Annotated in this window: 20 protein-coding genes; 1 reads left to right on the top strand and 19 read right to left on the bottom strand. The window is 64.8% G+C overall.

Going from position 1 to position 23704, the window contains the following annotated elements; all coding sequences use genetic code 11:
• Positions 1-86 precede the first annotated feature (86 nt).
• Both L0U84_RS01955 and L0U84_RS01950 read right to left on the bottom strand, forming a co-directional pair.
• On the bottom strand, positions 87-3281 hold the full coding sequence (locus L0U84_RS01955) for a sensor domain-containing protein (RefSeq protein ID WP_233847037.1): 3195 nt from the start codon (positions 3279-3281) through the stop codon (positions 87-89).
• Positions 3282-3618: 337 nt separating this feature from the next.
• Positions 3619-4095: a nitrate reductase associated protein gene (locus L0U84_RS01950; RefSeq protein WP_233847035.1), complete on the bottom strand. Its 477-nt coding sequence runs from the start codon at positions 4093-4095 to the stop codon at positions 3619-3621.
• A gap of 158 nt (positions 4096-4253) precedes the next feature.
• Between L0U84_RS01950 and fdhD the strand changes: the two genes are divergently transcribed.
• Positions 4254-5138 carry a formate dehydrogenase accessory sulfurtransferase FdhD gene (gene fdhD / locus L0U84_RS01945; protein WP_233847026.1) on the top strand — a complete coding sequence of 295 codons (885 nt, stop codon included), beginning with the start codon at positions 4254-4256 and terminating at the stop codon, positions 5136-5138.
• Positions 5139-5205: 67 nt separating this feature from the next.
• Here fdhD and L0U84_RS01940 read toward each other — a convergent pair whose 3' ends face one another.
• The 17 genes from L0U84_RS01940 to L0U84_RS01860 form a co-directional block, all read right to left on the bottom strand.
• Positions 5206-5976, bottom strand: coding sequence for an enoyl-CoA hydratase (locus tag L0U84_RS01940; protein ID WP_233847024.1), 771 nt, complete (start codon positions 5974-5976; stop codon positions 5206-5208).
• A 116-nt stretch (positions 5977-6092) separates the two neighbouring features.
• Positions 6093-7292 (bottom strand): acetyl-CoA C-acyltransferase, encoded by a 1200-nt coding sequence (locus L0U84_RS01935; RefSeq protein WP_233847022.1) that lies wholly within the window; start codon positions 7290-7292, stop codon positions 6093-6095.
• Between the two features lie 27 nt (positions 7293-7319).
• Complete coding sequence (locus L0U84_RS01930) at positions 7320-9755, bottom strand: 3-hydroxyacyl-CoA dehydrogenase/enoyl-CoA hydratase family protein (RefSeq protein WP_233847007.1); 2436 nt, start codon at positions 9753-9755, stop codon at positions 7320-7322.
• Positions 9756-9877: 122 nt separating this feature from the next.
• Positions 9878-11665 carry an acyl-CoA dehydrogenase C-terminal domain-containing protein gene (locus tag L0U84_RS01925; RefSeq protein ID WP_233847005.1) on the bottom strand — a complete coding sequence of 596 codons (1788 nt, stop codon included), beginning with the start codon at positions 11663-11665 and terminating at the stop codon, positions 9878-9880.
• 98 nt (positions 11666-11763) lie between these two features.
• Complete coding sequence (locus tag L0U84_RS01920; RefSeq protein ID WP_129957047.1) at positions 11764-12363, bottom strand: TetR/AcrR family transcriptional regulator; 600 nt, start codon at positions 12361-12363, stop codon at positions 11764-11766.
• A 282-nt stretch (positions 12364-12645) separates the two neighbouring features.
• Positions 12646-13905, bottom strand: coding sequence for a cardiolipin synthase ClsB (gene clsB, locus L0U84_RS01915; RefSeq protein WP_233847003.1), 1260 nt, complete (start codon positions 13903-13905; stop codon positions 12646-12648).
• On the bottom strand, positions 13902-14441 hold the full coding sequence (nudB, locus tag L0U84_RS01910) for a dihydroneopterin triphosphate diphosphatase (RefSeq protein ID WP_233847000.1): 540 nt from the start codon (positions 14439-14441) through the stop codon (positions 13902-13904). Before nudB ends, clsB begins: the two co-directional genes overlap by 4 nt.
• Positions 14442-14662: 221 nt before the next feature.
• Complete coding sequence (gene aspS / locus L0U84_RS01905) at positions 14663-16462, bottom strand: aspartate--tRNA ligase (RefSeq protein WP_233846998.1); 1800 nt, start codon at positions 16460-16462, stop codon at positions 14663-14665.
• 75 nt (positions 16463-16537) lie between these two features.
• Complete coding sequence (locus L0U84_RS01900; protein ID WP_233846996.1) at positions 16538-17194, bottom strand: DUF502 domain-containing protein; 657 nt, start codon at positions 17192-17194, stop codon at positions 16538-16540.
• A 75-nt stretch (positions 17195-17269) separates the two neighbouring features.
• Positions 17270-17608: an FmdB family zinc ribbon protein gene (locus L0U84_RS01895; RefSeq protein ID WP_233846994.1), complete on the bottom strand. Its 339-nt coding sequence runs from the start codon at positions 17606-17608 to the stop codon at positions 17270-17272.
• Positions 17609-17780: 172 nt separating this feature from the next.
• Entirely contained in the window at positions 17781-18404 is a 624-nt protein-coding gene (locus tag L0U84_RS01890) for a methyltransferase domain-containing protein (protein ID WP_233846992.1), read from the bottom strand.
• A 93-nt stretch (positions 18405-18497) separates the two neighbouring features.
• Complete coding sequence (gene ubiB, locus L0U84_RS01885; protein ID WP_233846990.1) at positions 18498-20075, bottom strand: ubiquinone biosynthesis regulatory protein kinase UbiB; 1578 nt, start codon at positions 20073-20075, stop codon at positions 18498-18500.
• A gap of 15 nt (positions 20076-20090) precedes the next feature.
• Entirely contained in the window at positions 20091-20735 is a 645-nt protein-coding gene (locus L0U84_RS01880; RefSeq protein ID WP_233846987.1) for a ubiquinone biosynthesis accessory factor UbiJ, read from the bottom strand.
• A gap of 173 nt (positions 20736-20908) precedes the next feature.
• Positions 20909-21907, bottom strand: a complete 999-nt coding sequence (locus tag L0U84_RS01875) for a Tim44 domain-containing protein (protein WP_233846979.1) — start codon at positions 21905-21907, stop codon at positions 20909-20911.
• A gap of 37 nt (positions 21908-21944) precedes the next feature.
• Entirely contained in the window at positions 21945-22676 is a 732-nt protein-coding gene (ubiE, locus tag L0U84_RS01870; protein ID WP_233846971.1) for a bifunctional demethylmenaquinone methyltransferase/2-methoxy-6-polyprenyl-1,4-benzoquinol methylase UbiE, read from the bottom strand.
• A gap of 66 nt (positions 22677-22742) precedes the next feature.
• Positions 22743-23156 (bottom strand): gamma-butyrobetaine hydroxylase-like domain-containing protein, encoded by a 414-nt coding sequence (locus L0U84_RS01865; RefSeq protein ID WP_233846969.1) that lies wholly within the window; start codon positions 23154-23156, stop codon positions 22743-22745.
• A 97-nt stretch (positions 23157-23253) separates the two neighbouring features.
• The gene (locus L0U84_RS01860; RefSeq protein ID WP_233846967.1) at positions 23254-23682 is read right to left on the bottom strand and encodes an HIT family protein; all 429 of its coding nucleotides are present in this window, start codon (positions 23680-23682) and stop codon (positions 23254-23256) included.
• Positions 23683-23704 lie beyond the last annotated feature (22 nt).

Here is a 23704-nt window from a genome sequence, read left to right as displayed (position 1 = left end):
CTGTTTTTTTCGCTATCGCGCTCGCGAAGTCATCGCAAAGCGCTCGAGAACGAGCGCATCGGCGAACGACGCGCGTCACACCCCATTCACGCGGGCTCCAGCTCCCGCACGAGGCCGCCGTGCAGCAGCTCGGAAATCGCTTCCGTCGATAGCGGCTTCGCGAAATAGAAGCCCTGCATTTCGTCGCAAGCACGTTCCCTCAGGAAGTCGAGTTGCGCGGACGTTTCCACGCCCTCGGCGATCACCTGCAGCTTCAGCGAATGCGCGAGCGCGATGATCGCCGACGTGATCGTCTCGTCGTCGCCCGACACGCCGATATCCGACACGAACGAGCGGTCGATCTTCAAGCGGTCCACCGGGAAGCGCTTCAGATAGCTGAGGCTCGAATAGCCGGTGCCGAAGTCGTCGATCGCGAGACCGATGCCAAGCGAGTGCAGCTCGTTCAACATCGACACCGCTTCTTCCGCGTTGCGCATGATCGTGCTTTCGGTCAGCTCGAGTTCGAGGTACTTCGGTTCGAGCCCGGTCTCGTCGAGCACCTGCATCACCAGCTTCGCAATGTCGCGCTGCTGGAACACGCGCGCCGACAGATTCACCGATACGCGCGCGGGCGGCAAGCCCTGATCCTGCCACGCCTTGTTCTGGCGGCACGCCTCGCGCAGCACCCACTCCGAAAGCGGCCCGATCAGCCCGCTTTCCTCGGCGAGCGGAATGAACGACGACGGCGGCACCAGCCCGACCTCGGGATCTTGCCAGCGCACCAGCGCCTCGATGCCGACGATCTGTCCGCTGCCGATATCGACCTGCGGCTGATAGTGCAGCAGGAACTCGTTGTCGCGCAGCGCGCGGCGCAGGCGTCGTTCGAGATTCAGGCGTGCGCCCGCGCTCGCGTTCATCTCCGGCTGATAGAACTGGAACGTGTTGCGGCCCATGTCCTTCGCGCGGTACATCGCGACGTCGGCCTTCTTCATCAGCGTTTCGGCATCGTCGCCGTCCTGCGGGAACAGGCTCGCGCCCATGCTGCAGCCGACGTACAGCTCGGTGCCGTCGAGCCACACCGGCTCGGCGATCGACGCGCGCACGCGCTCCATCCACGTGATCAGCGACTGCTCGTCGACGGTGTCGGTCATCACGACCACGAACTCGTCGCCGCCGTGACGCGCGACCGTGTCGCTGTTGCGCGAGCAGCGCGCGAGCCGTTCGGCGACCACGCCGAGCAGCCGGTCGCCGACGCTGTGGCCGAGGCTGTCGTTGACGTTCTTGAAGCCGTCGAGATCGAGGAACACGACCGCGACGCCGGTGTGATGCCGCTGCGCGACGACGAGCGCGTGTTCGAGCCTGTCGCGCAGCAGATTGCGGTTCGGCAGCCGCGTGAGGCCGTCGTAGTTGGCCTGGTATTCGAGCTGCTCCTGATAGCGGATCAGGTCGGTCACGTCGTTGATGACGCCGATATGATGGGTGATCACGCCTTCCGCGTTCGGCACCGGCGCGATGAACAGCTGATTCCAGAACAGCGCGCCGTCCTTGCGATAATTGCGCACCACCGCGCTGACCTCGCGATTCGCCGCGAGCGCCTCGCGGATCAACGCGACGCCCTCCTGGTCACGGTCGTCGCGTTGCAGCACGCGGCAGTCGTGGCCGATCACCTCGGCCGGATCGTAGCCGGTGATGCGCATGAACGCCGGATTCACGTATTCGATCAGATTGCCCGACGGCGACGGCGCGGTGATCAGGATCGCGTTGACGCTCGCGTCGAGCGCACGGCTTTGCAGACGCAGCGCGAGATCCGCACGCTTTTGCTCGGTGATGTCGGTGTATGAGCCGAGCACGCCGATCACCTGGCCGTCGCCGTCGGTGAACGGCAGCTTGCTCGTGACCCGCGTGCGATGCACGCCGTCGATCACGAAGTCGACCTCGAAGTTCATCTTCGGCACGCCGGTGCTCGCGACTTCGCGATCGTGCTCGTTCAGCAGGTCGGCGAACGCGCGCCACGGCAAATCGGTGTCGCTCTTGCCGATCACCTGTTCGGGATACGCGAGCCCCGCGTCACGCGCGAACGCCATGTTGCAGCCCAGATAGCGCGAGTTCAGATCCTTCCAGAAGATGCGCTGCGGAATGTTGTCGATCACCGCTTCGAGCATCTGATTCGAGCGCAGCGCTTCGGCTTCGGCGTTGATCTGGTCGGTCACGTCGTCCGCCAGCACGAAGGAGGCGTCGTGTCCCATGAAGCTCAGCGCGTGGTACGACACGTTCACGCTGATGATCGAGCCGTCCTTGCGCCGATGCCGCCAGATGCCCGCCATCGTGTGGCTCTGGCGCAGGTCCGCGCTGCGCCGCAGATGCCTCTCGAGGCGCGCGACTTCGGAGTTCGGGCGGATCGCGCGGATCGTCATGCCCAGAAACTCGCCTTCCGTATAGCCGTATTGCTGGATCGCGGCCGCGTTGACGGCGAGAAAGCGCAGCGTGTCGCGATCGAAGATGTACATCGGCACCGTGTGATCATCGAACAGGCTGCGAAAGCGCTCGTCGTTGCGCACCAGCGCGCGGGCGCTGCGCAGTTTTTCGCGCTCCCTGTTCTCGCGCACGCCGAAGGTGAGCATCAGCAGCGCGCTACCGGTGAGCATCGTCACGAGCAGCACGAACATCGCGCGCTCGCTGTCGCTCGTCGATGCCGCGAGCGAGCTCTGCAACGAGCGGCTTTCCTCGCTGCGCAAGGTGGCGAGCGCGGCTTCGACACGTTCTAGCGCGGGGGCGAGATGGGGGTTTGACGGGTTGGGGGCGAGGGAGGCGTCGACTGGCGCGTCGAAGGGGGCCGCACCCGGTGCTGCGGTCGAGGTCGAGGCCGCGCCGGTCACGCTCGACGCCGCACTGGCCTCAGCGGGCATGTCGGTCGCGCGATTGCGCAGCGTGTCCTCGAGATCGTGCTGCAACGCGTGCCGCGCCGCGCTCAGGCTGGCGAGCGCCCCCAACATGTCCGGCTCGCTCGCGAGCTCGTCGCGCAGTGCGTGCTCGCGGCTCGCGAGTGTGTTCGTCATCGAAGCGGCCGCGTCGGGCGGCACCGGCTTGCCCGATTCCTTCAGGCGGTGCAGCGCGGCGAGCGCGTTATCGAGCGCGGCGTGATATGCATCGAGGTTCTGGCGCACGCTGGTCGAGCGCAGCAGGCGCGCATCGACGGCACGCTGCCCGCAAATCTGCGTGTACGCGACGAACGCGTTTGCACCGACCGCGACGACCACGACCGCTATATTGATCAGCAGTCGCTTCGATAAAAAAGGATTCATGGGTTCCGAACGTCAATCGTTCCGAGGGCGGGAGAGCGCGCTCGCTGTCGGTGCTTCGGGCGGCATCGATGCAAGGCTTTTACGCGCCAACCTTTGGATATCGGCAGCGACCTGAAGCGGGTTGAGGGTCGTCGTGAAAAAAAGATCTGAGGATTGGGGGAAGGCTGCGAGTTGGTGGGACGTATGGGTGGCGGCGTCTGGCTGGCGGCGTCTGGCTGGCGGCGCCTGGGTGGAGGCGCCTGGCCGGGGTGACTTGCTTGAGGGTGTCCGGGTGGACGTGCTTAGCCGGCCGCACCTGGCCGGCCGCACCTAGCCGGCCGCACCTAGCCGGCCGCACCTAGCCGGCCGCACCAAATTCCTTCATCGCCGGTATGAAATCGTGGTTCGCCTCGGGCTTGCGCGACAGCTTCGCCAGCACGTAGCGCTTGAATGGATCGAGCTCGGCCCAGCGCGCAACGCTCGGCGCGGCGAGACCGGCCAGCCCCGCCTGGTGCGCGACATCGTCGGGCACGCTGTCGGTTTGACGCCAGGCCGGCGACTCCTCAGGCGTGAACCACTCCGGTTCGATGTTCGCGTGCGTGCGCAGCATTTCGAACAGCGCGTGATCGAAATTCGGTTCGATCTGCGTATCTTCTTCGACCGGGAAACGCGCGAGCAGCTTGCGGTCTTCGAGCGGCAGTTGCTGCCACTGCGCGAGCGTGATGCGTAGCCCGAAACGGTCGAGATTGAAGCGCACCGACATCGGGATATAAGTGAAATTCTCCGAAGACGCGACTTCGAAGTCGAACAGAAGCGGTGCTTCGTTGAGTCCCATGTCAGTGCTCCTTGTCGGTGGCGGACAGCGTGCGGGCGTCGCTTGAGGTATTTTAGAACCTTATTCGCGCGACGGCGCCCCGCGCGGGCGGCCGCCGCAAAGCACACGGCAAGCCGGCGGACACTTGAGCGCGCGGCATGGCACAGGAGTGAAGCAGCTTGAACGGACAGGAAAACGGGCACGCAACCGAGCGGGCGAACGGCCAGCCCCACGCCCCCGACGGCGACGAACAACCCGGCGCGGTGCAACTCGAAGTGCGACGCCATCGCGGCGCGGCGATCGAATCCGCCACCGATCACGTGGGCCAGGAGTGGCCGGTCGCGCTGGTGTTCAACGGCATCTCGCACGCGGTGATGATGTGCACGCCGCGCGATCTCGAAGCGTTCGCGGTCGGCTTTGCGATTTCGGAGGGCATCGTCGAGCGCGGCAGCGACATCCAGGACATCGAGGTCGAATTGCACGAGCACGGCGAACTGCCGCATGCCGAGGTGCAATTGCAGGTCGTGCAGCAGGCGTTCGCCGGTTTGAAGGAAAAGCGCCGCGCGCTCGCCGGGCGCACCGGCTGCGGCGTGTGCGGCATCGAAAGCATCGACCTGCTCGATCTGAAACCGCAGCGCGTACCCGACACCGGCTTCCTGCAACGGCTCGCACCCGATGCGATCGGGCGCGCCGCGCGCGAGTTGCCCGAGCACCAGGCGCTCACGCGTCTGACGGGCGGCCTGCACGCGGCCGCGTGGTGCGATGCAAAAGGCGCGATCCGCTACGCGTTCGAGGACGTCGGCCGCCACAACGCGCTGGACAAACTGATCGGCCGGCTCGTGCTCGATCGCGCGGATACGCGCGACGGCTTCGTGTTTCTCTCGAGCCGCGCGAGCTATGAGCTGGTGCGCAAGGCCGCGCGCGTCGACGTGCCGATGGTCGCGACGATCTCGGCGCCGTCGTCGCTCGCAATTGCGATCGCGCGCGAGGCGGGCGTGCGGCTCGTGAGTTTCTGCCGCGAAGGCGGCTACGTCGATTACGACACGTGGCAATCGCAGCCCTGAGCGACTGAAGCGGCGAAGCGAAGATTCACGGCCAACGGCCCCGAATCGCGCCTGCGCCGCACATCTCTCAGGCGAACTGCCGGAAATCCGGCTTGCGCTTCTCGAAGAACGCCTTGAACGCCTCGCGCGCTTCGGGTGCGAGCAGCATCTTGCCGAAGTGCACGAACTCCTCGGTCATCTGCGTCTGCAATTCCTGTTGGCTCGCGCGTTTCATCAGGCTCTTGGTCGCGCGCAACGACGAAGCCGGCAGCGCCGCCAGCTTCGCAGCCTGCGACGCCGCGAACGCGTCGACTTCGCCCGCCGGCAGCACGCGATTCACGAGGCCCATGCGGTGCGCTTCCGCCGCATCGAACGCCTCGCCGAGCAGCAGCTTTTCCGCCGCCGCCTGATAGCCGGCCACGCGTGGCAGCAGCAGGCTCGACGCCGCCTCCGGGCACAGCCCGAGCTGGGTGAACGGCAGCGAAAAGGTCGCGGTATCGGCCGCATAGACCAGATCGCAATGCAGCAAGAGCGTCGTGCCGATGCCAACCGCCGGCCCCGCCACTGCCGCGACGAGCGGCTTCTCCGCCGAGCTGATCGCGCGCAGGAACTGGATCACCGGCGGGTTGTCGCCGACTTGCGGCGACTTCATGAAGTCTTCGAGATCGTTGCCCGCGCTGAAAATGCCCGCGCTGCCGCGAATCAGGATCGCGCGCACCGACGCATCGTCCTGTGCCTGAACGAGCGTGTCGGCCATCGTTTGATACATCGCGGCCGTGATCGCGTTTTTCCTGCCGGGCCGGTTGAAGCTGATGGTCAGAACCGCGTCGGCGCGTTCGACCAGAATATCCGTCGTCATCCCGTTCATCTCCTTGTGCTCCTGCTGAATATAAAAACGGTTCGCAAGCCGGGCGGCCTGCGAACCGTTGCGCGGTCCCTGGTGGACCACCGAACGATCCCCGTTCGATCAGCGGCTCACAGGCGCTCGATAATGCCGGCCGCGCCCATGCCAGTACCGACGCACATCGTCACCATGCCGTACTTGTAGTTGCGTCGGCGCAGGCCGTGCACCACGGTCGCCGCACGAATCGCGCCTGTCGCGCCGAGCGGATGGCCCAGTGCGATCGCGCCGCCGAGCGGGTTGATCTTCGACGTATCGAGGCCGAGGTCCTGGATCACCGCCAGCGACTGCGCGGCGAACGCCTCGTTCAGCTCGATCCAGTCGAGATCGTCCTGCTTCAGGCCCGCGGCCTTCAGCGCGGCCGGAATCGCTTCCTTCGGGCCGATGCCCATGATTTCCGGCGGCACGCCGCGCACCGCGAAGCTGACGAAGCGCGCGAGCGGCGTCAGGTTGAACTGCTTGAGGATCTTTTCCGACACGACGATCAGCGCGCCCGCGCCGTCCGAGGTCTGCGAGCTGTTGCCGGCCGTGACTGAGCCCTTGTTCGCGAACACCGCGCGCAGCTTCGCCAAGCCTTCCATCGACGTGTCCGCGCGCGGACCTTCGTCGAGCTTCACCTCGCGCGCCTTCACGCTGACTTCGCCGGTTGCGAGGTCGGGGAAGCGCTCGGTGAGCGTGTACGCGGCGATTTCATCGTTGAATTCGCCGGAGCGTTGCGCCTCGATCGCGCGGCGGTGCGATTCGACCGAGAACGCGTCTTGCGCTTCGCGGCTGATCTTCCAGCGCTCGGCGACCTTCTCCGCGGTCAGGCCCATGCCGTACGCGATGCCGACGTCTTCGTTGCGATCGAAGATATGCGGCGACAGCGACGGCTTGTTGCCCATCATCGGCACCATGCTCATCGATTCGCAGCCGCCGGCGATCATCGCGTCCGCTTCGCCGACGCGGATGCGGTCCGCGGCCATCGCGAGCGCGGTCAGTCCCGACGCGCAGAAGCGGTTCACCGTAACGCCGCCGACCGTGTTCGGCAGGCCGGCGAGCAGCGCGCCGATTCGCGCGACGTTCAGGCCCTGCTCCGCTTCCGGAATCGCGCAGCCGACGATCGCGTCTTCGATCACGCTCGTGTCGAGGCCGGGCACCTGAGCGACGGCCGATTTGATCGCGTGGACCAGCAGCTCATCCGGGCGCGTGTTCCTGAACACGCCGCGCGGCGCCTTGCCGATCGGCGTACGGCTCGCGGCGACGATATATGCGTCTTGCAATTGCTTTGCCATTTCGAGTTCCTCTCTAGCGATCGCCGCTTAGTTGCGCACCGGCTTGCCGGTCTGCAGCATGCCCATGATCCGTTCCTGCGTCTTCTGCGTGCCGAGCAGATCGACGAACGCACGACGCTCGAGTTGCAGCAGCCATTCTTCGTCGACGAGGCTGCCCGCTTCGACGTCGCCGCCGCACACTGCTTCCGCGATGCGGCTCGCGATCAGGAAATCGTGCTCGCTGATGAAGCGGCCGTCGCGCATGTTGACGAGCGACGCCTTGATCGTCGAGATCGCCGAGCGGCCCGCGACCGGCACCTGGGTCGCGCGCAGCGGCGCCCGGTAGCCTGCGGCGGCGAGCGCGCGCGCTTCCTTCTTCGCGACGTCGAGCAGTTCGAACACGTTGAAGACGATCGTGTCGGACGGCTTCAGGTAGCCCATCGCGCGGGCATCTAGCGCGGAGGCCGAGACCTTCGCCATCGCCGCGTTCTCGAACGACTTCTGCAGGAACTTCAGCAAATCGTTCGTCGCGCCGACCTGGTTCGCCGCTTCGGCCGCGCGCAGCGCCGCTTCCTTCAGGCCGCCGCCGGCCGGCACCAGACCCACGCCGACTTCGACGAGACCCATGTAGCTCTCGATATGCGCGACACGCTTCGCGCTATGCAGCGCGAGCTCGCAGCCGCCGCCGAGCGCGATGCCCGAGATCGCCGAGATCACCGGCACGTTCGCGTACTTGACGCGCAGCATGCCCTGCTGGAAATTCTTCACGAACGGCTCGATGCCCTTCGCGCCGCCCATCATGAACGCGGGCATCGCTTCTTCGAGGTTCGCACCCGCCGAGAACGGACCGCCCGGCGTGCCGAGCTTCAGCGACGTCGGCTGCCACACGACGAGGCCCTTGTAGTCCTTCTCGGCCAGTTCGATCGCCTTCGTGAGACCCTCGATCACCGCCGGTCCGATCGTGTTCATCTTGCTCTTGAACGACACGATCAACACATCGTCTTCGCCGGCACGATCGTCGACCCATGCGCGCACCGCATCGGTCTCGAACAGCGTCTTGCCGTAGGTCTTAGGATCGGCGCCGGTTTCGCCGGCGAGCGGCGCACGGAACACCTGCTTGCGATACACGTCGAGCGACGAGCGCGGCACGAAGCTCTGCGTGGCCGGCGACCACGAACCTTCAGCCGTGTGCACGCCGCCCTTCTCGGCGACCGCGCCTTCGAGCACCCACGACGGCAGCGGCACGTTGGCGAGCCCCTTGCCCGCCGCGATGTCTTCCCGCACCCACTCGGCGACCTGCTTCCAGCCGGCCGTCTGCCAGCCTTCGAACGGACCTTCGTTCCAGCCGAAGCCCCAGCGGATCGCGAGGTCGACGTCGCGAGCGTTGTCGGCGATCGACTCCAGATGCACGGCAATGTAGTGATAGACGTCGCGGAAGATCGACCACAGGAACTGCGCCTGCGGATGCTGCGTTTCGCGCAACAGCTTCAGACGCTCGGCAGCCGGACGCTTCAGGATGCGGCCGACGATTTCGTCCGCCTTGCCGCCGCCGTCGACGTACGCACCCGTGTTCGGATCGAGCACCTTGATCGCCTTGCCTTCCTTGCGGTAGAAGCCGGCGCCGGTCTTCTGGCCGAGCGCGCCCTTCTTCACCAGTTCGGCGAGCACGGCGGGCGTCTCGTAGACCGGGTGGAACGGATCGTCCGGCAGCGTGTCCTGCATCGTCTTGATCACGTGCGCCATCGTGTCGAGACCGACCACGTCGGCGGTGCGGAACGTCGCCGACTTCGCGCGGCCGAGGCGCGCACCGGTCAGGTCGTCCACTTCGTCGAAACGCAGGCCGAACTTCGCGGCTTCAGCGATCACGGCGAGGATCGAGAACACGCCGACGCGGTTCGCGATGAAGTTCGGCGTGTCATTCGCGCGCACGACGCCCTTGCCGACCACGCTGGTCAGGAAGGTTTCGAGCTGGTCGAGAATTTCCGGACGCGTGGTCGCGGTCGGGATCAGTTCGACCAGATGCATGTAGCGCGGCGGATTGAAGAAGTGCACGCCGCAAAAGCGCGCCTTCAGCTCGTCCGCGAAACCCTCGGACAGTGCCGTGATCGACAGGCCCGAGGTGTTGGTCGCGAAGATCGCGTTCGGGCCGATGTGCGGCGCGACCTTCTTGTACAGGTCGTGCTTCCAGTCCATCCGTTCGGCGATCGCTTCGATCACGACGTCGCACTCGGCGAGCTTCTCGATGTCGTCGTCGTAGTTCGCGGGCTGCAGGTATTGCGCGTCGTCCTTCACGCCGAACGGCGCGGGCGACAGTTTCTTCAGATTCTCGATCGCCTTCAGCGCGATGCCGTTCTTCGGGCCTTCCTTGGCGGGCAGATCGAACAGCAGCACGGGCACCTTGGCGTTGATCAGGTGCGCGGCGATCTGCGCGCCCATCACGCCGGCGCCGAGCACGGCTACCTTGCGAATGATCAGATTGCTCACATCGTTTCTCCGGAGAGTTGTGCGGTGGCGCGAAGCGTCAACCATGCTTCGCGCGAGGTGTGGGGTCTGGGGCGAGGCGCCGCGGGTTCAATACGCGCAGTGCCTCGCCCGATCGGTGAGCGTCAGAACAACGCTTCTTCGACGTCCATCATCGGCTTCGAACCGGCGCGAGCCTGGCGGATCGTCATCGCCGTTTCCGGCAGGAGCTTGGCGAAGTAGAAACGCGCGGTGGCGAGCTTCGCCTTGTAGAACGGATCGCCCGATGCTTCCTTGTCCAGCGCGACGCGCGCCATGCGCGCCCAGAAGTACGAGAACACCAGATGGCCGACCGTGCGCAGATACGGCACGGCCGCGGCGCCGACTTCGTCCGGGTTCTGCATCGCCTTCATGCCGATTTCCATCGTCAGCTTCTGCACCTTTTCGCCGATGTCGGCGAGCGGGTTCACGAACTCCTGCATTTCCGGCTTGATGCCTTCCGCTTCGACGAACCCGGCGACCAGCTTGCCGAACTTCTTCATCTTCGCGCCCATGTCGCCGAGCACCTTGCGGCCGAGCAGGTCGAGCGACTGGATGCCGTTGGTGCCTTCGTAGATCATGTTGATGCGCGCGTCGCGCACGTACTGCTCCATGCCCCACTCAGCGATGAAGCCGTGGCCGCCGTAGATCTGCATCGCGTGATTGGTGCCTTCGAACGCGTTGTCCGACAGGAACGCCTTCAGGATCGGCGTGAGCAGCGCGACGAGGTCGGCGGCTTCCTTGCGCTCGGCTTCGTCGGCGTGCGACAGCTCCTTGTCGATCTGCAGAGCGGACCAGTACGAGAATGCGCGGCCGGCTTCGGCATAGGCCTTCTGCGTGAGCAGCATGCGGCGCACGTCCGGATGCACGATGATCGGATCGGCGGCCTTCTCGGGCGCCTTCGGGCCGGTCAGCGCACGCATCTGCAGACGCTCTTTCGCGTACGTGAGCGAGTTCTGATACGCGACTTCGGTGAGGCCGAGGCTCTGCATGCCGACGCCGAGACGCGCGGCGTTCATCATCACGAACATCGCGTTCAGGCCTTTGTTCGGCTCGCCGACCATCCAGCCCTTCGCGTTGTCGAGATTGATCACGCAGGTCGAGTTGGCGTGAATGCCCATCTTGTGCTCGATCGAGCCGCACTTCACGCCATTGCGCTCGCCGGGCTCGCCCGCTTCGTTCGGCACGAACTTCGGCACGATGAACAGCGAAATGCCCTTCGTGCCCTTCGGCGCATCCGGCAAACGCGCGAGCACGAGGTGAACGATGTTCTCCGCCATGTCGTGTTCGCCGCTCGAGATGAAGATCTTCGTGCCGCTGATCGAGTACGAACCGTCGCCGTTCGGCTCGGCCTTGGTGCGCAGAATGCCGAGGTCGGTGCCGCAGTGCGGCTCGGTCAGACACATCGTGCCGGTCCAGACCCCTGCGACGAGCTTCGGCAGATAGCGCTGCTGCAGCTCCGGCGTGCCGTGCGCGTGCAGGCATTCGTACGCGCCGTGCGACAGGCCCGGATACATCGTCCACGCCTGATTCGCCGAGTTCAGCATTTCATAGAGCGCGTTGTTGACGAACGCGGGCAGTCCCTGGCCGCCGTATTCCGGGTCGCAGCCGAGCGCCGGCCAGCCGGCTTCGACGTATTGCTGGTAGGCTTCCTTGAAACCCTTCGGCGTGGTCACGACGCCGTCGCCGGCATACGTGCAGCCTTCCTGGTCGCCGCTGTGGTTGAGCGGGAACAGCACTTCGGAGCAGAACTTGCCGGCTTCCTCGAGCACCGCGTTGATCGTGTCGGTGTCGAGATCGGCGTGCTTCGGCAATTGCCGAAGTTCAGCCTCGACGTTGAGCAGTTCGTGCAACACGAATTGCATGTCGCGCAGCGGCGCGGCGTACTGTCCCATGACTCTCTCTCCCTAGATTGACAAAAAGCCAGGCCGTTTGCCGGGTCCGTGGTCGGACCTTCTGCGCCGCGCGTTTCCGGTAAGTTCCGGCGACGCCGCTAACGGCTTTCGCTTTGATACGAATTGATCAGTTTTTCCAGCGCGGCCCACGTGAGACGCACCGCATCCGGCAGATGCAGGAAGCGCGCGTCGTGATGCAGGCCGAGCGTGACGCTATACAGTTCGAACAGCATCAGCTCCGGATCGGTATCGGCGCGCAGATGCCCTTCTTCCATCGCCTGCGAAATCGCACGCGTGAGCGCCGCACGCCACGTCGTCACGCTCGACACCAGCTGCTCGCGCACCTGGCTGTCCGCGCGATCGTCGTATTCGACGGCGCCGCTGATGTAGATGCATCCGGTCGTGACTTCCTGAATGCGCTTCTCGATCCAGCGGGAAATCATCGCGCGCAACCGCGGCAAACCACGCGGCTCGCGCAGGCTCGGGAAAAACACCTCGTCTTCGAAACGGCGGTGATATTCGCGCACGACCTCGACCTGCAGATCCTCGCGCGACCCGAAATGCGCGAACACGCCGCTCTTGCTCATCTGCATGCGCTCGGCCAGCAGGCCAATCGTCAGACCTTCCAGTCCGTCTCGGCTTGCCAGATCGAGTGCTGCGTCGAGAATCGCGGCTCGGGTTTGTTCGCCTTTTCGCATAGCTGTTTTACCGTTCTAATGTGACCGAATTGAAAATCGAACGGCCGTACTATTATTGAGTGCTTGCCGTCCGCGAAACAAGGACTTTATTAGAAACCGGTTTCTAACCGGTTCCTAATTTTGCGGCTTTCGACCATCAGATCAATCAGATTTTTAGAGGCGTTTGCCTTGAATCGATGGTTGCCGATCAGCGCGCGCGTGTTCTATTTCTTTGCCCGGGTTCGCCGGCGCCGAGTGATGGCCGACATGATGCAGCATGCGCGGGCTCTCGTGCGAGTGGGATTAGTCGTAGCCGCCCACCGTCAGCAGTTTCATCGCGACGCGGTAGCTCGTGTACGCGATCCAGCTCAACGCGCGCACGCGCGCCGGTCGCGATTCGTAGTGCGCTTCATCGATCGGGCGCGCGTCCGTGAACGCGTCGAGAATCGCGTCGCGCAGTTTGGCGATAGACGGATCGTTGACGAGCACGACGTTCGCTTCGTTGTTGAGCATCAGGCTGAGCGCATCGAGATTCGACGAACCGACCGTGCCCCAGTTCGAATCGACCACCGCGACCTTGCCGTGCAGCAGCGTCTTCTCGTATTCGGCGATCTGCACGCCCGCGCGCAGCAGCGCGTTGTAAAGGAACGGCACCGCGTAATCGAGCGCCTTGAACTCCTTGCGCCCGATGATCAGCTTCACGACCACGCCGCGCCGCGCCGCGAACACCAGCGCGCGACGCAGCTTGCGCCCCGGCATGAAGTACGGATTGGCAAGCAGGATTTCGTGGCGTGCCTGGCCGATCGCGGCCAGGTAGGCCTTTTCGATCGCCCGGCGGTTGATCAGGTTATCGCGCGCGACGAATGCGACGCAGGGCTCGCCGCCGGCCCACAGTTCCTCGTTGCGGCGCCGCCGACGCCTGCGCAGACTGCCGAGCGAGTTGGCGTCCTGCGACGACAGGTCGGGCTTGATCGAATCGAGCGGGCGATGACCGAGGCGAATCCGCCGCCACTGCACCTCGATGGCCTCGCGCACGTCGGAAACCACTGGCCCGCGCAACTCGACCGCGAAGTCCCAGCGCCGGTACGGCAGCTTCTCGCCGTTGTTCTCGTAATCGTCGACGATGTTGATGCCACCGCAATACGCGTACTGATCGTCGATCACCGCTAGCTTGCGGTGTGTGCGCGAAAAGCCGAAGCGGCCAAACAGATGCGGGTTGTAGATGCGATGCTCGATGCCGCCAGCCGGCCATTGCTCGAACATTTTCAGGCGCGCGGTGCCGATGCCGTCGGTGATCACGCGCACTCTGACGCCGCGCGCGGCCGCGCGCAGCAACGCTTCGCTGACCGCCTGGCCAGCTTCGTCGTCGCAGAAGATGTAGGTTTCGAGCGCGACGTTGTGCTCGGCGGCGTCGATGCGCTGGATCAGCGCGGCGAAGAAAGCGTCGCCGGAGCGCAGCAACTCGACCTCGTTGTTACTGGTGAAGCGGTAGCGCTGCCAGTAGCGACGGCCGAGCAACGTGTGCCGCAGACGCGCGAAACGGCCCGAGCCGCCTGAACTCACTGGCCACGCTCCCCGGCCAGCGGACCGGCTTGCGGGTCGGCTTGCGGGTCGGCTTGGGGAGCGAGCGGGCGCGCGGCGAGCCGGCGCGGCAACTGCAGGATCGCATCGGCATTCGACGACGAAAAGCAGTGCGACGCGGCCTCTTCATACGGCAGCCACATATACGCGGTGTGTTCGCGCGGCGCGAGTGTCACGTCGATGCGCTCGGGCACCTGCAGGCTGAACCAGTGCTCGGTGTTGTGGAGCACGCCCGCTTCGTAGCGGTAACGAAATTCCGGGTAGATCTCGTAGTCGATCGAGTACTGCCAGTCGAACAACGCGCTGCGCGGGACCAGCGCGCCGCCGATCATGATGCCGGTTTCCTCGCCGACTTCGCGCACCGCCGTGTCGGCGAGCGGTTCGTCGAGCCGGTCTTTCGAACCCGTCACCGACTGCCAGAACTCCGCATGATCGGCACGCTCGAGCAGCAGCACGTCGAGCGCGGGGGTGTGAATGATGACGAGGACGGACTGCGGAATTTTCGGCGGTTTCGGCATGGCTCAAAACTGGGCGCGACGATGCGCGCGGTACATGTCGGATGACGGTCGAAAGGGTCTGGAAAGCGGTGGCTTCACTGTAACGCAAAAAGTCAAAAAGGCGCTGGGGTGGAGATCACCTCAGCGCCTTTTCGTTTCGCTTGTGTCGCTTTTTTGCGGCTGCCGGCTCGATGGTCGAGCTGGGTAAGGCCGCTTGCGTGCCGCCCGCAGCGGCCGCGGTATTACGCCTTCGGTTCCGGCGAACGCAGACGGATGTGCAGCTCGCGCAGCTGACGCTCGTCGACTTCGCTCGGCGCCTGCGTGAGCAGATCCTGCGCGCGTTGCGTCTTCGGGAACGCGATCACGTCGCGGATCGAATCGGCGCCGGCCATCATCGTGACGATGCGGTCCAGACCGAACGCGATACCGCCGTGCGGCGGCGCGCCGTATTGCAGCGCGTCGAGCAGGAAGCCGAACTTGGCCTGCGCTTCTTCCGCGTTGATCTTCAGCGCGCGGAACACCTTGCTCTGCACTTCCTCACGGTAGATACGCACCGAGCCGCCGCCGATTTCCCAGCCGTTCAACACCATGTCATAGGCCTTCGCGAGGCAGCGCGCCGGGTCCGTTTCGAGGTACTCGAGGTGCTCGTCCTTCGGGCTCGTGAACGGGTGATGCGCGGCGACGTAGCGGTTGTCTTCCTCGTCGTATTCGAACATCGGGAAGTCGATGACCCACAGCGGCTTCCAGCCGGACTCGACCAGACCGTTGGCCTTGCCGAATTCCGAATGACCGATCTTCAGGCGCAGCGCGCCGAGGCTGTCGTTGACGACCTTCGCGCGATCCGCCGCGAAGAAGATGATGTCGCCGTCTTGCGCGCCGGTGCGCTCGATGATCGCCTTCAGCGCTTCGTCGTGCAGGTTCTTGACGATCGGGCTTTGCAGACCGTCACGGCCCTTCGCCGCTTCGTTGACCTTGATCCACGCGAGACCCTTCGCGCCGTAGATGCGCACGAATTCCGTGTAGCTGTCGATGTCGCCACGCGAGAGCTCGCCGCCCTTCGGCACGCGCAGCGCCGCGACGCGGCCGTCCTTCGTGTTGGCCGGTGTGCTGAACACCTTGAAGTCGACGTCGCGCATCGCGTCGGTGAGTTCGGTGAATTCGAGCTTCACGCGCAGGTCCGGCTTGTCCGAACCGAAGCGGCGCATCGCTTCCGCGTACTCCATGACCGGGAATTTATCGGCGAGCTGGACGCCGATGGTGGTCTTGAACACGTGACGGATCATCGCCTCGAACAGATCGCGGATTTCCTGTTCCGACAGGAACGAGGTTTCGCAGTCGATCTGCGTGAATTCCGGCTGACGGTCTGCGCGCAGGTCTTCGTCGCGGAAGCACTTGGTGATCTGGTAGTAACGGTCGAAGTTCGCGACCATCAGCAGCTGCTTGAACAGCTGCGGGGACTGCGGCAGCGCGAAGAACTGACCCGGGTTCGTACGCGACGGCACCAGGTAGTCGCGCGCGCCTTCCGGCGTGCTCTTCGTGAGCATCGGCGTTTCGATGTCGATGAAGCCCTGCTCGTCGAGGTACTTGCGCACTTCGATCGCGACGCGGTAGCGCAGACGCAGGTTGTGCTGCATCTGCGGACGGCGCAGGTCGAGCACGCGGTGCGTGAGGCGGGTGGTTTCCGACAGGTTGTCGTCGTCGAGCTGGAACGGCGGCGTGACCGACGCGTTCAGCACGATCAGTTCGTGGCACAGCACTTCGATCTTGCCGCTCTTCAGCGACGCGTTGGTCGTGCCTTCCGGACGGCTGCGCACGACGCCCTTGATCTGCACGCAGAACTCGTTGCGCACGCCTTCGGCGATCTTGAACATTTCCGCGCGATCCGGATCGCAGACGACCTGAACGAGCCCTTCGCGATCGCGCAGGTCGATGAAGATGACGCCGCCATGGTCGCGGCGGCGGCTTACCCAGCCACACAGCGAGACGGATTGGCCCAGCAGTTCTTCGGTCACCAGACCGCAGTATTCAGATCTCATCGACATGATGTTTGTCTTTCGTTTTGCATTGGTTGAACGGCGCGCCGCAGACGGTGCTGCATGAAGCGTTGCGCGCCGGCATTACAGCGGAGGCTCGACGGTCGTGCGGCGCACCGGCGCCGGTGGCGGCGCGGACGGCGCCACGACGCCCATCGAGACGATGTACTTGAGCGCAGCGTCGACCGTCATGTCGAGCTCGACCACTTCGCTTTTCGGCACCATCAGGAAGAAGCCGGACGTCGGGTTCGGCGTGGTCGGCACGTACACGCTGACGTAGTCTTCCTTCAGATGGTTGGCCACGTCGCCGCCCGGGATGCCGGTCAGAAACGCGATCGTATAGGAACCGCGGCGTGGGTATTCGATCAGCAGCGCCTTGCGGAATGCATTGCCGCTGCTCGACAGCAGCGTGTCGGACACCTGCTTGACGCTGGTGTAGAGCGGGCCGACCACCGGAATGTGCGCGACCAGCAGTTCCCACCACGTCACGAGCTTCTGCCCAACGAAGTTCTGCGTCAACAGCCCGACGACGAAGATGAACGCGAGCGTGAGCACCGCGCCCAAGCCCGGCAGGCGGTAGCCGATCGCGCGTTCCGGCTGCCACGAGGTAGGCAGCAGCAACAGCGTCTGGTCCATCGTACCGATGACCAGACCGAGCACCCACAGTGTGATGGCCAGAGGCACCAGCACCAGCAGGCCGGTCAGAAACACCGATTTGAGCGTGAATTTCTTCGTCGTCATGTATACCGCCAGAAAGCTGCGCGGGCCAAGGCCCATGCGCGGTAGATGCGCCGCCCGCGCGGGGCGGCAGTCCCACTAGGCGCTGCCGGAACCGCTCGGGCTCGTGGCGGCGGGCGCTGCGGGCGCGGCTGGGGCCGCCTGTCCAGCCGGGGCTGCCTCTCCAGGCGAGGCAGCGGCTGCGGCCGGCTCGGACTTCGCTTCCGACGTGGCCGACGCGCTCGTGCCGCCGCTGCCGCCGCGGAAATCGGTCACGTACCAGCCGGAGCCCTTCAACTGGAAGCCGGCGGCGGTGAGCTGTTTGCTAAAGGTGTCTTTTTCACACTCGGGACACTGCGTCAACTGGGGGTCGCTCATCTTCTGGAGCACGTCCTTCCCGAAGCCGCATGACCCGCAACGATAAGCGTAGATCGGCATGATCCTTTCCTACTCCAAATCCCTACTGAAATCTTGTAAACGCTTGCAAAGCCTTGAATTATAGCCGCAAACGATGTCCGTTCCCCGGATTTCGGGAAGCGGACGCGCGACGCGCCCGCCAGCGCGCCAGATGGGGACGACCCGCGGACCTCTCAAGAGTGCGCGCGTGGCGTTAGCCGCGCCGCCGCCAGCTGAGCCAGCGCTCGCGTCCGGCGAATACGGCGATCGAGTCGTCGACCGGGTCGTCTTCGATCAGCTCGAAGTGTGGCGCGAGCAACGCGTCGAGCTCGCCGCGTTCGACGCCGAACGGCGGCCCCTTTGGCGTCGCGCCGATAAAAAAGAAGCCCGCGAGCAAGCCGCCGGGCGGCAGCAGCTGGGCCATACGTTGCGCGTAGTCGGCGCGGCGCGCCGGCGGCAGCGCGCAGAAGAACGCGCGCTCATAGATCCATGCCGGCACGAACGGCGGCGCATAGGTGAAAAAATCCGCCTGCTCGACCAACGAAGCGTGCTGCGCGCCAAGTTGCTCGCGCGCCGCCGCCACAGCGGCCGGCGAGAAATCGATCGCGCGCACCGGGTTGCCTTGGCGCGCGAGCCACACCGCTTCGTAGGCGCTGCCGCAGCCTGGAATCAGCACGGCAACGTCGCGGTGCCGTTCGGCGAACGCACGAAATGCAGACGGCACACCCGCCTGATCCCATGGCGTGAAACGACGCTCGAAGCGTTCGTCCCAGAACTCGGGCGAGTTGGGATCGCGGGTCGCGAAATCGGGCGCGGACGGTTGGGTCGGATCGCTCATCGGATGCCTCGTTCAGGTTTGCGCCCGGTCGTCAGCGCAAGCAGCGGCGCACACCAGCGCCGAAACGGCGCGGCCAATCGCCATTCACCGCACTCAACCGCCGTAAGCTAGCACCAGGAACGCCCGCGCCAGCATCGCGCCGACGCCGACTGCCACGCCGAACAGCAGCAGGCCTTGCAGCAGCCGGTTGGTGCGTTTCTGCTCGAGCAGGATCTGGCGCATCACGTCGTCGTTCGCGCCGCCCACCGGATGGTGACGCTCGGCCAGCATGTTATGAACGAGCCGCGGCAGTTGCGGCAACGTCTTGCTCCACTGCGGCGCCTCGATCTTCAGACGCTCGTACCAGCCGCGCAAGCCGATCTGCTCGTTCATCCAGCGCTCGAGGTAAGGCTTCGCGGTCTTCCACAGATCCAGTTCCGGATCGAGCGAACGGCCGAGTCCTTCCACGTTCAGCATCGTCTTTTGCAGCAATACGAGCTGCGGCTGGATCTCGACGTTGAAGCGCCGCGACGTCGAGAACAGCCGCATCAGCACCTGGCCAAGCGAAATGTCTTTCAGCGCGCGATCGAAGTACGGTTCGCAGACTGCGCGAATCGCGCTTTCGAGCTCCTCGACACGCGTGGTCGGCGGCACCCAGCCCGACTCCAGATGCAGCGTCGCGACGCGATGGTAGTCGCGCTTGAAGAACGCGAGGAAGTTCTGCGCGAGGTAGTTTTTGTCGAAGTCCGACAGTGCGCCGATGATGCCGAAGTCGAGCGCGATATAGCGGCCGAAGTGCGCGGGATCGAGGCTCACCTGGATGTTGCCGGGGTGCATGTCGGCATGGAAAAAGCCGTCGCGGAACACCTGCGTGAAGAAAATTTCGACGCCCTCGCGCGCGAGCTTCGGAATGTCGACGCCCGCCGCGCGCAACGTATCGACCTGGCTGATCGGCACGCCGACCATACGCTCCATCACGAGCACCGTGGGCGTGCAGAACTCCCAGTACATCTCGGGCACGAGCAGCAGGTCGAGCCCCAGGAAGTTGCGCCGCAACTGGCTGCCGTTGGCGGCTTCGCGCATCAGGTCGAGTTCGTCGTGCAGGTATTTGTCGAATTCGGCGACCACTTCGCGCGGCTTCAGGCGCTTGCCGTCGGCCCACAGACGCTCGGCCCACACGGCGATGTCGCGCAACAGCGCGAGGTCGGAATCGATCACCGGCAGCATGTTGGGTCGCAGCACCTTCACCGCGACCGCCTTGCCCGCATGCTGGCCAGCCTTCACCTTCGCGAAGTGCACCTGGGCGATCGACGCGCTCGCGACCGGCACCCGCTCGAAATCGTCGAACAGGACGTCGACCGGCGCGCCAAGCGCATTCTCGACGAGCCCGATCGCAACCGCGGAATCGAACGGCGGCACCTGGTCTTGCAGCTTCGCAAGTTCGTTGGCGATATCGACCGGCAGCAGGTCGCGACGTGTCGACAGCACCTGGCCGAACTTGACGAAGATCGGCCCGAGGCTTTCGAGCGCAAGCCGTAGACGCACACCCGGCGGCAAATCGAACTTACGGCCGAGCGTCGTGATACGCAGCAGCAGACGCACGCGCCGGTCGTTGATGCGGCTCAACATCATTTCGTCGAGGCCGAAGCGGATAACCGTGAAAAATATCTTGAGAAAACGCAGAAAACGCATGGCTGGGCCCGGTGACTAGCGCGTGCCGCGCGACGTGGCGGCGCCGCCCGGCGCGTGCGCGCCGCGGGCTTCGACCTTCTGTTCGAGACGCTCGATGCGCTTTTCGACGCGAGCGAGCGAATCACGCGCGCGCGCCAACTCGACGTTGAAGTCAGCGAGCGCGGTGCGGCGCACCAGCTGCGGATTCTCGTCGAGCAGATACTCGGCGGCGGTGTCGAGCAGGTTGCGACCGGTGCGCTGCACATGCTCGCCGACCGAACGCACGAGCGACGTGATGCGCCACGCGGGCCCATCGCCGATCAGCTTCGCGAGATCTTCCTCCGGCTCCCAGCGCAGATGCTCGGCGAGCTTCGCGATCACGGTCGCGAACTCGGCGTCGCCCTCGATCTTCACATGCTTCATCACTGCGGCCTGGCCGCCTTGCAGGAACGCCGGCAGTGCGTCGGACGGCACCGAGATCCTCACGTCGAACTGCTGCGCATCGGCTTCGTCGAGCGTGCCGAGGTAACCGTCGGGCTGCACGAGCAGCGCGAGCACAACCGGTGGACATGACAGGCGTGCGGTCTTGCCCGCGTACGGGACGAGGCGCTCGCGGGCCCACGATTCGCGGGCGAGCAGATGATTGACAGCAGCAGCGAAGGGCTTGGCGGCGAGGGTCATCGAAAGTGGCAAGAAAAAACCCGCGCGAGCGAGGTGCTTGCGCGGGTTCCCATTGTAACGTCCGTTCGCTTCTCGACCTGCTATGCCGAACGGCCTAAGCCATGCGCGAGGCAAGGAATCGCTGTGCCGCGGCCGGTTTTTTCGAGGCAGACACGACTCGATGCCTGTGCATGTCAGTGTTGTTCGACCTGCTGGATGCCGGCAAGCAGCCAGCCTTCGCCAGCGCGGTTCGCCTTTGACAGGTTCCACACCTCGACGAATGGCTCGGCTGCCGCGCCCGGCTCCTCGCGGATCAATCCGGAGAAGCGCACGCTCGCGAAGTGTTCGTTCGCGCGCTCCTCGACGCCGAGCAGCTCGGCGTTCAACTGCACGACGTCGGTCTGATTCGGCTGCGTGCCGCGCGACGCGAGATCGACGCGCACTTCGGCGAACATTTCGGGCGTCGTGAATTCGCGGATGTCCTCGACATTGCCAACGTCCCACGCGGCCTGCAACCGCACGAAGTACACCTTGGCGTTGCGCAGAAATGCTTCCGAATCGAAGCCCGCAGGCACCGACGGCGTCACGCCGACGGACGGCGTGGTCAACGGATTGCCCAACGGCTCGAGATACTGGCCGGTGGGCGGCGCGGTGTAACGCGGCTCCTGAATATAGTCGGTGCCTTTCGTGTTCAGCGACGGCGCCGTGCCCGCGTAGGCAGGTTGCGCCGCATTGCGCTTACGACCGGTGAAGCGGCGGATCAGCCAGATCACGACCATCGCGATCAACGCGATCACGATTATGTTGGCGAACATGCCGGCGAACGCCTCGCCGAGCCCGAAATGCGACAGCAACGCGGCGATGCCGAGGCCGGCCGCGAGACCGGCGATCGGCCCGAGCCAGCGATTGCGGTTCGGCGCGGCGGGTGGCGTTGGCTTGGTCGCGGGCGCCGGTTGTGCGCTTTGCTGCGTGGCCTGATTGTTCTGCGCCGGCTGCGACGGCGGCGTGGTCTGGCGCTGCTGCAGACTGTTCGATTGACGGCCGATGCTGCGGCCACCGCCCATGCGGCGTGCTTCGGCGTCGAGGGAGGCCAGGGTGCCGGCCATCAGCAGACCGACCATCGCGATCAGTCCGATTCTTCTTGCCAGCGACCCCTTAACCTTACGAGTAGATAACAAATTCGAATCGGACATTTCACACTTTCCTTTAAAAATCGATGGGTTAGGAACCCTAGTATTTGGTCCCCACATGCAAAGCTACCACGCCAGCTGACAAATTGTAATATTTGACGCCGTCGAGACCAGCTTGTTCCATCATAGTTTTCAAAGTTTCCTGGTCGGGATGCATGCGGATCGATTCCGCCAGATACTGGTAGCTTTCCGCGTCCTTGGCGAAGCGCTGGCCGAGCCATGGCAGCACCTTGAACGAATACACATCGTAGACCTTCTTCAGCGGATCCCAGACCTTCGAGAACTCCAGCACGAGCAGCCGCCCAGCCGGCTTCAGCACGCGACGCATCTCGGCGAGCGCGATGTCTTTCTGCGTCATGTTGCGCAAGCCGAACGCGACCGTCACGACGTCGAAGTAGTTGTCCGGGAACGGGATTTTCTCGGCATCGCAAAGCAGTGTCGGCGTGATGATGCCTCGGTCGAGCAGCCGGTCGCGCCCCACCCGCAGCATCGATTCATTGATGTCGGTATGCCAGACCTCGCCGGTCTCGCCCGCCTGTTTGGCGAACGCCTTCGACAGGTCGCCCGTGCCGCCCGCGATGTCGAGCACCTTGTAGCCCGGCCGCACGTTCGCCTGGGCGATCGTGAACACCTTCCACGCCCGGTGCAATCCGCCCGACATCAGGTCGTTCATCAGGTCGTAGTTGGCGGCCACCGAGTGGAACACCCCCGCCACTTTCTGCGCCTTGTCCTGTTCGTCGACCGATTGAAAGCCGAAGTGGGTTTTGCTCATCGCGCTCGTCCTTTCGCGTGTTCTTGAATGTTGCGCCGCTCGAGCGGCGTTCGGGGGCGAATCGTATCAGTGACAGTGCCCGTGCGCAGCGGCGGCGGGCACCATCGGCGTGTCGCGGTCGATGCCGGCTGCTGCCAGTTTGGCGAGATACGCGCGCCAGAGTTCATCCTGACGCACGGCCATGTCGTACAGCAGGTCCCACGAATAAATACCGGTGGAGTGTCCATCGGAGAAGGTCGGCTGCAGCGCGTAATTGCCGACGCCTTCGATCATCGTGATCGTCACGTCGCGCTTGCCGGTCTGCAGCGTTTCCTGGCCGGGCCCGTGGCCCATCACTTCCGCCGACGGCGAATACACGCGCAGCAGCTCGAACGGCAGCCGATACGCTTCGCCGTTCGCGTACTGCAGTTCGAGCACGCGAGACTTCGAATGCACGACCACGCCGGTCGGCACCGGCGTCTCGGGAGTCAATCCGCTCATGTTGACCTCATCAGATAAGGGCGTTGATAACGACGGGTCGACCGCCCTGCGCACCGGTGGAAGTCCGGCATATGCGCGGCGGCGGATTCAGCGACGCTCAGCCCAGCGCCTGTTCGATTTCCTGCCGCACGGCTTCGCGCAGCAGCGTGGCTTGCGCGCGGCGCGACGACAGCATCGCCTCGGACACCGTGCGCTGGCGCGGCGCCCAGATCGGCAGGGGAAAATGCGCGTCGTTCGAAAAACGCGGAATCACGTGCCAGTGCACGTGCGGCACCTGGTTGCCGAGGCTCGCGAGATTGACCTTCGCGGGGTGCATCACACGCCGCTGCGCGCGCTCGACCGCGTACACGACCTTCATCACGTGATCGCGCTCGTCGGCGGAAAGATCCGAAAACTCGGCGACGTGAGCGTTCCAGATGACCCGGCAAAAGCCCGGGTAGTCGTGTTCGTCGGTGAGGACGACTCGCAACGCGTCGTCCTGCCATAGCACATCGCCGCCGTCTTCACGGCAAAAAACGCAGTCCATCGTCGTCCTCGGCAAAAATCGT

Source organism: Paraburkholderia sp. HD33-4 (genome assembly GCF_021390635.1).
GTDB lineage: Bacteria > Pseudomonadota > Gammaproteobacteria > Burkholderiales > Burkholderiaceae > Paraburkholderia.
This window is presented reverse-complemented; position numbering and strand designations above follow the sequence as displayed.